Origin of the sequence: Tabrizicola sp. M-4 (genome assembly GCF_051132405.1) — a bacterium.
Lineage (GTDB): Bacteria > Pseudomonadota > Alphaproteobacteria > Rhodobacterales > Rhodobacteraceae > Paragemmobacter.
In genome coordinates, this window is the sequence record NZ_CP128606.1 from 1,480,382 (window position 1) to 1,492,525 (window position 12,144).

The 12,144-nt window shown below is 65.2% G+C and carries 9 protein-coding genes; 3 read left to right on the top strand and 6 right to left on the bottom strand.

Annotated elements, in window-relative coordinates; genetic code table 11:
- Nucleotides 1-78: 78 nt before the first annotated feature.
- From TabM4_RS07125 to TabM4_RS07135, 3 genes are all read right to left on the bottom strand, one after another.
- Nucleotides 79-3,012 (bottom strand): valine--tRNA ligase, encoded by a 2,934-nt coding sequence (locus TabM4_RS07125; RefSeq protein ID WP_434620453.1) that lies wholly within the window; start codon nt 3,010-3,012, stop codon nt 79-81.
- Nucleotides 3,013-3,088: 76 nt separating this feature from the next.
- Complete coding sequence (locus tag TabM4_RS07130) at nt 3,089-3,904, bottom strand: hypothetical protein (protein WP_434620456.1); 816 nt, start codon at nt 3,902-3,904, stop codon at nt 3,089-3,091.
- 4 nt (nt 3,905-3,908) lie between these two features.
- Nucleotides 3,909-4,346 carry an ABA4-like family protein gene (locus tag TabM4_RS07135; RefSeq protein WP_434620459.1) on the bottom strand — a complete coding sequence of 146 codons (438 nt, stop codon included), beginning with the start codon at nt 4,344-4,346 and terminating at the stop codon, nt 3,909-3,911.
- 102 nt (nt 4,347-4,448) lie between these two features.
- On the opposite strand from TabM4_RS07135, the gene TabM4_RS07140 reads away from it, so the two are divergent.
- Nucleotides 4,449-5,045: a TetR/AcrR family transcriptional regulator gene (locus TabM4_RS07140; RefSeq protein WP_434620462.1), complete on the top strand. Its 597-nt coding sequence runs from the start codon at nt 4,449-4,451 to the stop codon at nt 5,043-5,045.
- Between the two features lie 70 nt (nt 5,046-5,115).
- Here TabM4_RS07140 and TabM4_RS07145 read toward each other — a convergent pair whose 3' ends face one another.
- Nucleotides 5,116-5,547, bottom strand: coding sequence for an Lrp/AsnC family transcriptional regulator (locus TabM4_RS07145; RefSeq protein WP_434620465.1), 432 nt, complete (start codon nt 5,545-5,547; stop codon nt 5,116-5,118).
- 215 nt (nt 5,548-5,762) lie between these two features.
- Between TabM4_RS07145 and TabM4_RS07150 the strand changes: the two genes are divergently transcribed.
- Both TabM4_RS07150 and TabM4_RS07155 read left to right on the top strand, forming a co-directional pair.
- On the top strand, nt 5,763-6,908 hold the full coding sequence (locus tag TabM4_RS07150) for a type III PLP-dependent enzyme (RefSeq protein ID WP_434620468.1): 1,146 nt from the start codon (nt 5,763-5,765) through the stop codon (nt 6,906-6,908).
- Between the two features lie 107 nt (nt 6,909-7,015).
- Nucleotides 7,016-9,286 (top strand): xanthine dehydrogenase family protein molybdopterin-binding subunit, encoded by a 2,271-nt coding sequence (locus tag TabM4_RS07155; protein WP_434620471.1) that lies wholly within the window; start codon nt 7,016-7,018, stop codon nt 9,284-9,286.
- Between the two features lie 46 nt (nt 9,287-9,332).
- Here the strand turns inward: TabM4_RS07155 and gltA are convergent, their stop codons facing one another.
- Nucleotides 9,333-10,628: a citrate synthase gene (gene gltA / locus TabM4_RS07160; protein WP_434620474.1), complete on the bottom strand. Its 1,296-nt coding sequence runs from the start codon at nt 10,626-10,628 to the stop codon at nt 9,333-9,335.
- Nucleotides 10,629-10,701: 73 nt separating this feature from the next.
- Nucleotides 10,702-12,114: a glutamate--tRNA ligase gene (gltX, locus tag TabM4_RS07165; protein ID WP_434620477.1), complete on the bottom strand. Its 1,413-nt coding sequence runs from the start codon at nt 12,112-12,114 to the stop codon at nt 10,702-10,704.
- Nucleotides 12,115-12,144: the final 30 nt, after the last annotated feature.

Consider the following 12,144-nt stretch of genomic DNA (forward strand, 5'->3'; position numbering starts at 1 on the left):
AAGAAAAGGGGGGCTGCTCGCCCCCCTCGCCGCCCGGAGGGCGGCTCACCCCCTCGGGATATTTGTGAACGGATGAAATCAGCCGATTTCCGCAAGCCGTTTCAGGGCCGCGTCCAGCTTCGCCGCCTCATCTTCGCGGGCTTCCAGATTGGCGCGGGCCTCATCCACCACTTCTTCCGGGGCGCTGGCTACGAAGGCCGGATTGCCCAGACGGCCCTTCAGCCCCCCGATTTCCTTGCCCAGCTTATCCAGAGCCTTGGAGAGACGCGCCTTCTCTTCTGCGATGTCGATGATCCCTTCCAGCGGCATCGCGAAGGCAGCACCTTCCAACGCGATGGAGACAGAGCCCTTCGGCGCCGTCGCCGCCTCGCTCAGACTTTCCACCCGCGCCAGCCGCTTGATCAGCACCTCGTTGCGCGCCCAAGCCTGCCGCGCCGCGTCGTCCAGAGAGGTTGCCACAAGGTCGATCTTCAACCCCACCGGCACATGCATCTGCGCGCGGGCCGACCGGATCTCGTCGATCAACCCGGTCACCCAGCCCATCTCCCGATCCGCCGCCGCATCCGCCAGCGAAAGGTCAGCCTCCGGCCAATCCGTATGCACCAGCATCTTCGCGCGCGTTCCGGTCGTGGCCCAAAGTTCCTCGGTGATGAAGGGCATCATCGGATGCAAGAGGATCATGCACTGGTCCAGCACCCATGCCATGACCTTGCGCGTCTCGTCCGCCGCATCGCCATCGAAGAGGGGCTTGGCGAATTCCACATACCAGTCGCAGACCTTGCCCCAGACGAAACGATACAGCGCATCCGCCGCCTGATCGAAGCGATACTCGGCCAGCGCCGCATCCACCTCGGCCAGTGTCCGCACCGTCTCGCCGATGATCCAGCGGTTTGCCGTGGCGGTGGCTGCGGGGGCGGCGGCTTGCGTCGCATGCCCCTCCCAGACCCCGTTCATCTCGGCAAAGCGGCAGGCATTCCACAGCTTCGTGCCGAAGTTCCGATACCCCGCGATCCGCTGGGTATCGAGTTTCAGCACGCCCCCAAGCGACGCCATCGCCGCATTGGTGAAGCGCAGCGCATCCGCGCCGTATTCGTCGATGATCTCCAGCGGGTCGATGACGTTGCCCAAGGACTTCGACATCTTCTTGCCCTTGGCATCCCGCACCAGCCCATGCAGATAGACCGTCTTGAACGGCACCTCACCCACCACAGCCAACTGCATCATCATCATCCGGGCGACCCAGAAGAACAGGATGTCCTGCCCGGTGATGAGGACGGAGGTCGGGAAGAACCGCTTCAGCGCGTCGGTTTCCTCGGGCCAGCCGAGGGTGCCGATGGGCCAGAGGCCGGAGGAGAACCATGTATCCAGCACATCGGGGTCACGGGTCAGTGCCTTCCCCGGTGCCATCGCCTGCGCCTCGGTCTCGGTCGCGGCGCAGTAGTGGTTGCCATCGGCATCATACCAAACCGGGATCTGATGCCCCCACCACAACTGGCGCGAGATGCACCACGGCTCGATATTGTCCAGCCAGTGGTAATAGGTCCGCTCCCCGCTTTCCGGGATGATCTTGACCGTCCCGCCCCGCACGGCGTCCAGCGCGGGTTGCACGATTCGAACCGTATCGACGAACCATTGGTCCGTCAGCATGGGTTCGATTACCACTTTCGAACGATCGCCGAAGGGCTGCATGATTTTCTTGGCCTCGACCAGCGGCACCATCGCCACCTCGTCCGCGCCGTCCTGTAGGGCGGGGTTCACCCCGCCACCCTTCACCGCCGCCTTGCCCAACCGCGCATCATCCGCCCGCGTCATCACGGCCAGACCTTCCGCGGTGATCTCCTCGACCACGCGCTTCCGCGCCTCGAACCGGTCCAGCCCCCGCAGGTGATCGGGGACGAGGTTCAGCGCATCCGCCTCCGCCTCGGAGAGCACCCGCTCCCCCCGCGCCACGGCCTGAGCAATCGCCGCAGCCTCGGCATAGGCCACCCCATCATCCCGCAACCGCGCCCGCGTATCCATCAGGCGATAACAGGGAATCCCCCCCCGCTTCGCCACGCCATAGTCGTTGAAGTCATGCGCCCCGGTGATCTTCACCGCGCCCGACCCGAAGGTCGGATCCGGATATTCATCCGCGATGATCGGGATCAGACGCCGATGCTCCTTCGGCCCCACCGGAATCTCGCAGAGTTTCCCGACGATGGCCGCATAGCGCTCATCCGACGGATGCACCGCCACTGCGCCGTCGCCCAGCATCGTCTCGGGCCGCGTCGTGGCGATGGAGATGTAGTCGCGGACCTCGTCCACCACCACGTTCCCCTCCGCATCCTTCTCGACATAGCGATAGGTGGCCCCGCCCGCGAGCGGGTATTTGAAATGCCACATATGCCCGTCGACCTCGATATTCTCGACCTCGAGGTCAGAGATCGCCGTCTCGAAATGCGGGTCCCAGTTCACCAGCCGCTTGCCGCGATAGATGAAGCCCTTGTTATAGAGGTCCACGAAGACCCGGATCACGGCGTCGTGGAAATTCCCTTCTTCCCCCGCTGGCGCATTCGGCGCGCCCGACATGGTGAAGGCCTCGCGGTCCCAGTCGCAGGAACAGCCCAGCCGCTGCAACTGCCCGATGATCGTGCCGCGCGACTTCCGCTTCTGCTCCCAGACCCGCAGGGTGAAGGCGTCGCGCCCCATCTCGCGCCGCGAGGGTTCGCCCTTCGCGGCCATCTCGCGCTCCGTCACCATCTGGGTGGCGATGCCCGCATGGTCCGTCCCCGGCTGCCACAGCGTGTCATGGCCCTTCATCCGGTGCCAGCGCGTCAGGATGTCCTGCAACGTGTTGTTGAAGGCATGCCCCATATGCAGCGACCCCGTCACGTTCGGCGGGGGGATCATCACGCAGAAGCTTTCCGCCCCCGGGCGCGCATTCGCCCCGGCGCGGAAGGCCTTGCTCTCGATCCATTTCGCGGAGATCCGCGCCTCGGCCTCGGTGGCGTTGAAGGTCTTTTCCATCGGCATTTCCGGCACCCCTTGCAGTCGCCGGGGGTTCTAGCGCGCCAAGGGGGCAAGGGAAAGCACCTGTTGGGGAAAGCGGTCAGATCAGCGGCAGCCCCGCGATGGCTTGCGCGAATGTCGCCAACACCAGCGCCGCATAGACTGCCGCCCCCGCCCAGACCAGCGTCAGCGACCCACGAGCATCCCCCATCCGCGCCGCGACCAACCCCCAAAGCGGCAACCCATGCAGCGCATGGGTCGCAAGGAAATGCGCCACGCGCAGGTCCCCCACCTCGCGCGACCAGCCGAACACGGGCAGCCGCTCCCCCGTGACGGGAACCCCCACGAAATGCCCCGGCGTCGAGGACATGTATCCCGCCGTCAGCACCGTCAGCAAAAAGGTCAGCACCAGCCCAAGCACCACCGACAACTTCACCGCAGGATGCAGCCCCGTCGCCGCATTCCGCCAGATCGCGATGCCCATCACGAGGCTCGCCGATGTCAGCGTCACGGCGGCCAGCCCCATCAGCGAATAGAGCGCGTTCCACACGGGCGAGGACAGGTTGAAATGCGACCCCGTCCCCAGCGCCGCCGCGCCGCCGATCCAGAGCAGCTCGCCCAGCACGCAGGCACAGACCACCGCGACGAACCACCGCCATGCCCGCCCGTGCCGCTGCGCCTCCGTCATCCAGCGGGCGAAGAAGGCCAGCGTCCCCAGATAGATCGCCAGCGCGATATGGAACTTCAGCGGTTTCAGCCAGATATCCTCCCCGCCGAACTCGCGCGGGTCCAGTGTCATCGCCGCCAGCACCGGCACCATCGTCAGGGAAATCAGCACGGCCAGCGCCATGAAGGCCGGGGCATCGGTCCACAGGCGGTTGGGGGTTGCAGGGGCAGGGGGGGCGATTGCGGTCATGGGATCAGCCTTTCAGGTGGGCCGCCCTCAGGCGGGATTGGGTGAAACGCAGGGCAGAGAAGGCAAGGAAACCCGCCGGACCGAACAGGAAGGTCAGCGCAAGGCAGGGCAGCAGGAACAGATGCGGGATGCCCTCGTCACGGGCCACCCGCGTGGCCCATGCCCCCACGAACAGATCGAAGGCCAGGTAATGCACCCACCCCGCCAGAGCGATGGCCGGATCGGTGAACAGAAGCTGCACATTGGCCAGCGTGTCGAACCCGCCCTCCGCCCCCGACCAGAAGGCCAGCACCAGCCCCGCATAGGCCACCGACAGCATCAGCGGGATCACACCCCCCGCCAGCATCAGCGCGGGCCGGGGCGCCAGCGGCGAAAGGGCCAGCGCCACCCACCCCGCCATGGCCAGCGGATTGGCAATCTGGAACAGGGTATCCGGCGTCATAAGGCACCTCATCTTTACACTGTCAGGATTGGTGCGCCGAATCGCCGCCACGGGTCAAGCGAAAACTTTACACCGTAAAGATTGCGCGCTATCCCTGCCGCCATGACCGATGACGACACCAGACGCGGCTATCACCACGGCGACCTCCGCTCCGCCCTCCTGCGCGCGGCCGAGGAGGAATTGACCGAACGCGGGGTAGAGGCCTTCTCGCTCCGTCAGGTCGCCAGACGCGCCGGGGTCAGCCATGCCGCGCCCGCGCATCACTTCGGCGATACGCGCGGGCTTCTCACCGCTCTGGCGGCGGAAGGCTTCCACCGCTTCCTCGCGGCGCAGGGCCTGCGCGAGGCGCAGGCCGCCCCCGACCCCCGCGCGCAACTCACTGCCGCGGGTCTGGGCTATATCGACTTCGCCATGCAGCGCCCCGCGCTCTTCCGCCTGCTCTTCGGTTCGGACCAGCCGGATTTCTCCGACCCGACCTTGGACGCGGCGGCAACCGCCGCCTATGACCACCTCCGCAGGCAGGTCGCTGATGCGGGTGGGGACGAGGTCGCCGCCGCCGCCGCATGGGCCATGGCGCATGGCCTTGCCGACCTCCTGTCGAATGGTCGGCTCAAGGCCGTGGCCGCCCTCCCGCCCGCCGCCCGCGATCAGGTCCTGATGGGCCTGCTGGAACAATCCTTCCCGCCCCCGGTCCGTTAACGCCTCGTTCGCTGCGTGCTGACAGTTTGCGGTACAGTTTCCGGCACGGATTCCGGTACGGTCATTTTTCTCAAACGGCGCGGTCGATCCGCGTCGACAGATGGATCAGGCTTTCCGACGACTTCACCCCCGTGATCGTCCCGATCTGGTCCAGAACCTGATCCAGAACCTGCGTGTTCGGGCAGGTGATCTGCAACAAGAGGTCGAACCGCCCCGAGGTCGTGAACACCCGCTCCACCTCCGCAATCGCCTTCAGCCGTTGCAGAATCCCCGCCTGCCCCCGCGGCTCGATCGTCAACAGGACCGAGGCCCGCAGCCGCCCCTGACGGGCGCCTTCACCCAATTTCAACGTGTATCCGGCTATGATGCCGGTCGTCTCCAACCGCTCCAGCCGCGCCTGTATGGTCGACCGCGCAACCTTTAGTCGCCGCGCCAGCGTCGCCACCGACATACGGGCATCCGCCCCCAAAAGCCCGATGATGTTGCGATCCAGGTCATCCATGCAATTTGCCCGCCCTTTTCGTCATTATGACGACATTTCGCTCCATTTATACAGTTTTGTCCGGTGAAGTTGTACCCCATATGCGGCATCCTCATTTGCAGGAAAAGGGCGGCTCATACGCACCTGGCCTGGTTGGAAAAAACCTCGCAGGTGCCGCTGCCCCTAACATGCAAACGGGGAGGGCTTGCGTCTTGTTGGCAGAAAGGATCACGCCGATGGGACTGTCCAAAACGATCTGGACCAATCCGACCGAATTCCTCCGCAACCAGCAGCCGGAAAACCCGGTGCTGTTCTTCAGCCCCTCGGCGCTGCAGGCCGCCGCCCGCCGTTTCATCGACGGCTTTCCGGGCATGGTCACCTATGCGGTCAAATCGAACCCCGGCGAAGAGGTGATCGAAAACCTCGCCGCCGCCGGCGTGCGCGGCTATGACTGCGCCTCCGCCTTCGAGATCGACCTGATCCGCCGCCTCGCCCCCGATGCGGCCATCCACTACAACAACCCCGTCCGCGCCCGCAGCGAAATCCTGCATGCCGTGGAAAAGGGCGTGAAGTCCTATTCGGTTGATTCCAAATCGGAACTGGCCAAGCTGATCGAACTGGTCCCGGCCCGCGACACCGAAATCTCCGTCCGCTTCAAGCTGCCCGTTGCAGGGGCGGCCTACAATTTCGGCGCGAAATTCGGCGCGACGGCCGAGCTTGCCACCGAACTCCTGCGGACCGTGGCCGATGCGGGCTTCATCCCCTCCATCACCTTCCACCCCGGCACGCAATGCACTGACCCGGCGGCATGGGAAACCTATATCCGCACGGCTGCGGACATCGCGCGCGATGCGGGCGTCACCATCGCCCGGCTGAACGTCGGCGGCGGCTTCCCCTCGCACCGCCTGACCGGCGTCATCCCGCAGATCGAGGCGACCTTCGCCCTGATCGACCGCGTCGCGACCGAGGCTTTCGGTTCTGCCCGCCCGATGCTGGTCTGCGAACCCGGCCGCGCCCTCTGCGGCGATGCCTTCACGCTGGCCGCACGGGTCAAGGCGCTGCGCGACGACACGCATGTGTTCCTGAATGACGGCGTCTATGGCAGCCTGACCGAACTCCCGCTGATCGGCGTGATCGACCGCGTGCAGGTCATGTCGCCCGAAGGCCAGCTTCGCACCGGCGCGCCCCTGCCGCGTATCGTCTTCGGCCCGACCTGCGACTCGGTCGACCGTCTGCCGGGCGAGGTGCCGCTGCCCTCCGACATCGCCGAAGGGGATTACGTCATCGTGCAGGGGATGGGGGCCTATTCCACGGTCACCAACACCCGCTTCAACGGCTTTGGCGAATTGGCCATGGCGACGGTCCTGTCGCTCAAGGTCTGACCGCCACGGCGGACTGCCCTTAATCTTTGGTTAACCCTCGCGCCCCCGGCTGGACATTCCCCGCCGGGGGCGTAGCTTCCTGCGCTGACCAAGGAAGGACCCCGCCCATGAAATTCGGCCAGTCGCAGCCCGCCCATCGCGTCGAAGATCATCGCTTCCTCACGGGACAGGGCCGCTATGTCGATGATATCGCGCCGAAAAATGCGTTGCGCGCATGGTTCCTCCGCTCTGACCGCGCGCATGCCGACATCACCTTGCTGGACGTCTCCGCCGCCCGCACCGCCCCCGGCGTGCATCTCGTCCTCACCGCGCAGGACCTGCGCGCGGCGGGCGTCGATATCGGCATGCGCTTCTCCCGCGTCGCCAACCGTGACGGCAGCCGGGGCGCCGCCCCGCCGCGCCCCGTCCTCGCCGATGGCCGCGTGCGCTTCGTGGGCGAGGCCATGGCCCTGATCGTCGCCGACAGCATCGACGCCGCCCGCGATGCCGCCGACCTGATTGCCCTCGACATGGACGAACGCCCCGTCACCCTCTCGCTCCACCCCGGCGGGCCCGAGATCCACCCCGAGGCCCCGGCCAACCGCGCCTTCGACTTCGGCATCGGGCACGAGGCGGAAACCGCCGCCGCCCTCGCCACCGCAGCCCATGTCGTCACGCTGGAGGTGATCCACAACCGCGTCATCGTGAACCCGATGGAACCGCGCGGCGCTTGGGCCGAATTCCAAGATGGCCGCCTGCATCTCTGCGTGAACGGGCAGGGGGTCTGGACGCAGAAACGCGAACTCGCCCGCATGCTCGGCCTGCCCGAGGATGCCGTCCGCGTCACCAATCCCGATGTCGGCGGCGGCTTCGGGATGAAGGCCATGACCTACCCTGAATATGTCGTCCTCGCCCAAGCCGCGCGCCTGCTGGGCCGTCCCGTCCGCTGGATGGCCGAACGCGGCGAAGGCATGCTGACAGACAATGCAGGCCGCGACCTCATCGCCCGCGCCGAGATGGGCTTCGACGCTGCCCTCCGCATCACCGGCTATCGCGTCACGGTGCTCTCGAACCTTGGCGCCTACAACTCGCAATACGGCCAACCCATTCAATCGGAACTGTTTTCCAAGGTCCTGACCGGCCTCTACGACATTCCCCACGCTTGGCTGAACAGCATCGGCACCTTCACCAACACCGCTCCTGTCGATGCCTATCGCGGCGCGGGCCGGCCCGAGGCGATCCTCACCATCGAACGCGTCATGGATGAGGCCGCGCGCCAACTCGGCGCCGATCCCTTCGACCTGCGGCGGCGAAACTTCATCACCACCTTCCCCCATCGCACCGTGACGGATCAATTCATCGACGTGGGCGATTTCCACCGCGTCCTCGCCCGGGCCGAGGTGGAAGGCGATGTCGCAGGCTTCCCAGAACGCCGAAAATCAAGCGCAAACAAAGGTTTGCTGCGCGGTCTCGGGCTTGCCACCTATATCGAATCCATCCTTGGCGACGATGTCGAAACCGCCCGCATCACGCTGGACGAAGGCGGTGGCGCAACCCTCTATGTCGGCACGCAATCGAACGGGCAGGGGCATGAAACAGTCTATGCCCGCATGCTCTCCGACATGACGGGCATCCCGGTCGAGGCGATCCGTGTGGTGCAGGGCGACAGCGACCTGATCACCAAGGGTGGCGGGACCGGCGGTTCCCGCTCCGTCACCGTGCAGGGAACGGCAACGCGCGCCACGGTGCATCGGATGGTGGACCAATTCCTTCCCTTCCTGTCACAGGACCTTGGCCTCGAAGGTCTGCGCTTCAGCGACCAGACCTTCGGCGCGCCCGGATCGAACCTGCGCCTCACCTTGGCCGAGGCCGCCGATCTGGCCCGCCGGAAGGGCCGCGCCGATCTTTGCGACGGCTCCGCGACGATCAAACTCGAAGGCCGCTCCTTCCCCAACGGCGCCCATCTGGCCGAGGTGGAGATCGACCCCGAAACCGGCGCCTGCCGGGTGGACCGTTACACGGTCGTCGATGATTTCGGCACCCTCATCGCCCCCGAACTCGCCATCGGTCAGGTCCATGGTGGCATCGCGCAGGGCCTTGGTCAGGCCGTGATGGAGGATGCGATCCATGACGAGAACGGCCAACTCCTGACCGCCAGCTTCATGGATTACGCCATGCCCCGCGCGGATGACCTGCCCTTCATCTCCTTCACCTCGGAACCCGTGCCCTCCATCCTCAACCCCTTCGGCATGAAGGGCTGCGGCGAGGCGGGAACCGTCGGCGCGCTGGGGGCCATTTCCAACGCCGTCCGCGATGCGCTTGCCCCTGCGGGCGTGGCCCGCGTCGACATGCCCTTCACGCCACAGCGCATCTGGCAATGGCTGCAGGACGCCAAATGAAGAACGGCGGCCAAAGGGCCGCCGTTCCTTGCAGTTCCACCGCAGATCAGCGGTGTTTCAGATCAATGTAATCCCGCTTTTTCTCGCCGACATACAACTGGCGCGGGCGGCCGATCTTCTGGTTCTTCTCGCCGATCATCTCTTTCCACTGCGAAATCCAGCCCACCGTCCGCGACAGCGCGAAGATCGGCGTGAACATCGAGGTGGGGAAGCCCATCGCATCGAGGATGATGCCCGAATAGAAATCGACATTCGGATACAGCTTCTTGGAAACGAAGTAATCGTCCTCCAGCGCGATCCGCTCCAATTCCTTGGCGACCTGCAATGTGGGGTTGTTCTCGATCCCCATCAGGCCCAGCACCTCGTCGGCCGACTCCTTCATCACCTTCGCGCGCGGATCGAAATTCTTGTAAACGCGGTGGCCAAAGCCCATCAGGCGGAAGGGATCGTCCTTGTCCTTGGCGCGGCGGATGTATTCCGGGATGCGGTCCACCGTCCCGATCTCGCGCAGCATCTCCAGACAGGCCTGGTTCGCCCCGCCATGCGCCGGGCCCCAGAGGCAGGCGATGCCCGCCGCGATGCAGGCAAAGGGATTCGCACCCGAAGACCCCGCCAGTCGCACCGTCGAGGTGGAGGCGTTCTGTTCATGATCCGCATGCAGCATCATGATCCGGTCCATCGCCTTGGACAGGACCGGGTCCACCACATAATCCTCGGCCGGAACCGAAAAGCACATGTGCAGGAAGTTGCCCGCGTAATCGAGGCTGTTCTTGGGGTAAACGAAGGGCTGGCCGATCGAATACTTGTAGGCCATGGCGGCGATGGTCGGCAGTTTCGCGATCATCCGGATCGCCGCCACCTCGCGCTGCCAAGGATCGTTGATGTCCAGCGAGTCGTGATAGAAGGCCGACATCGCCCCCACCACGCCCACCATCGTTGCCATCGGGTGGCTGTCACGACGGAACCCGCGGAAGAAGTAGTGCATCTGTTCATGCACCATCGTGTGCCGCGTCACGCGGCCCTTGAAATCGGCCAGTTGCGGCGCGGTCGGCAGCTCTCCGTACAGCAGCAGATAGCAGAGTTCGAGATAGGAGGATTTCTCCGCCAGCTGCTCGATCGGATAGCCGCGATGCAGCAGTTCGCCCTGATCCCCGTCGATATAGGTGATCGCGCTCTCGCAGGCAGCGGTGGAGGTGAAGCCGGGGTCGAAGGTGAAGACATCCGCCTCGCCATAAAGCTTGCGGATATCCAGAACGTTGGGGCCGAGGGTCGGTTCGTAAACCGGCAGCTCATAGCTCTTGCCGTCCAGTGTCAGCGTCGCGGATTTCTTGCTTTCGGCCATCTCTCAACGTCCCTCGTTAGGCCGCGCCTCAGGGGGCGGCGGTAGCAGCTTCGCAGCCAAGGGACGCAAGCGGTCAGCCCGCAGCATCCTCCAGCCGCGCAATCGTCTCGTCCCGACCGATGACTAGCATCATGTCGTAAACACTCGGTGTCGCGCTGCGCCCGGCAAGGGCGGTGCGCAAGGGTGCGGCAAGCTTGCCAAAACCGATGCCATGGGCCGTGGCTGTTTCGGTCAGGATCGGCTCAAGGCTTTCCTTGTTCCAGCTAGCAGTTTGCAGGCGCGGCGTCAACGATTTCAGTATACCACGGGATACCGTATCCAGCGCCTTGGCCGAGGCCTCATCCGCCACGATCGGACGGCTGGTCAGCGCAAAATGCGCCTTTTCAAGCAGTTCTGGGAAGGTCTTCGCGCGGTCCTTCACGCAATACATCGCGCGTGACAGGAGGTCGCGCTGCGCCTCCGTCAGGGGCGCGCGCCCCGAGGCCGCAAGGAATGCCTCGATTTCATGCAGCAGCGCAGCATCCTCGCCCGCCGCGATATGCTGGCCGCAGATGTTTTCCAGCTTCTTGAAATCCAGCCGCGCGGGGGACCGCCCGATTCCGGGCAGGTCGAACCATTCCATCGCCTGCGCGCTGGTGAAGAATTCGTCATCCCCATGCGCCCAGCCCAGCCGTGCAAGGTAGTTGCGCATCCCCGCCGCCGGATAGCCCTGCACCTGATAATCGCCCACCGCCGTGGCCCCGTGCCGCTTTGACAGCTTCTTCCCGTCCGGCCCGTGGATCAACGGGATATGCGCCCAGACCGGGATATCCCAGCCCATCGCATCATAGACCATCTGCTGACGTGCGGCATTGTTCAGGTGATCGTCGCCCCGGATGACATGGGTCACGCCCATGTCATGGTCATCCACCACCACGGCCAGCATATAGGTCGGTGTTCCATCTGAACGCAGAACGATCATGTCATCCAACTGGTCGTTGCGGAAACGCACCGTCCCTTGAACGGCATCCTCGACCAAGGTTTCACCCTCGCGAGGCGCGCGCATCCGGATGGCATAGGGGGCCCCCGCCGGATGGGTGGCCGGATCGGCATCGCGCCACGGGCTCTGGAACACCGCATAGCTTACGCCCGCCGCCTCCTGCGCGGCGCGGAAGGCCGCGATCTCCTCGGCGGTGGAAAAGCATTTATAGGCCGTGCCGCGCGCCAGCATCTCATGCGCCACCTCGGCATGGCGGTCCTTGCGGGCGAACTGGCTGACCGCCTCGCCATCCCAGTCAAGGCCCAGCCAGCGCAGCCCCTGCAGGATGGCCGCAGTCGCCTCGGGGGTGGAGCGTTCGCGATCCGTATCCTCGATCCGCAACAGGAACTTGCCGCCCCGGCCACGGGCGTAAAGCCAGTTGAACAGCGCCGTCCGCCCCCCGCCGATATGCAGGTATCCGGTGGGCGAGGGGGCGAAGCGGGTGACGACGGGCTTTGCAGCGCACATGGGTGCCTTAACCTTTCGGAAACCAAGGGG

Bases quoted from the DNA above. Each gene is read 5' to 3' on its own strand.
- TabM4_RS07155 (WP_434620471.1), top strand. From the start codon at position 7,016: ATGAAATTCGGCCAGTCGCAGCCCGCCCATCGCGTCGAAGATCATCGC.
- TabM4_RS07130 (WP_434620456.1), bottom strand. From the start codon at position 3,904: ATGACCGCAATCGCCCCCCCTGCCCCTGCAACCCCCAACCGCCTGTGG.
- TabM4_RS07125 (WP_434620453.1), bottom strand. From the start codon at position 3,012: ATGCCGATGGAAAAGACCTTCAACGCCACCGAGGCCGAGGCGCGGATC.
- TabM4_RS07140 (WP_434620462.1), top strand. From the start codon at position 4,449: ATGACCGATGACGACACCAGACGCGGCTATCACCACGGCGACCTCCGC.
- TabM4_RS07150 (WP_434620468.1), top strand. From the start codon at position 5,763: ATGGGACTGTCCAAAACGATCTGGACCAATCCGACCGAATTCCTCCGC.
- gltA (WP_434620474.1), bottom strand. From the start codon at position 10,628: ATGGCCGAAAGCAAGAAATCCGCGACGCTGACACTGGACGGCAAGAGC.
- TabM4_RS07135 (WP_434620459.1), bottom strand. From the start codon at position 4,346: ATGACGCCGGATACCCTGTTCCAGATTGCCAATCCGCTGGCCATGGCG.
- TabM4_RS07145 (WP_434620465.1), bottom strand. From the start codon at position 5,547: ATGGATGACCTGGATCGCAACATCATCGGGCTTTTGGGGGCGGATGCC.
- gltX (WP_434620477.1), bottom strand. From the start codon at position 12,114: ATGTGCGCTGCAAAGCCCGTCGTCACCCGCTTCGCCCCCTCGCCCACC.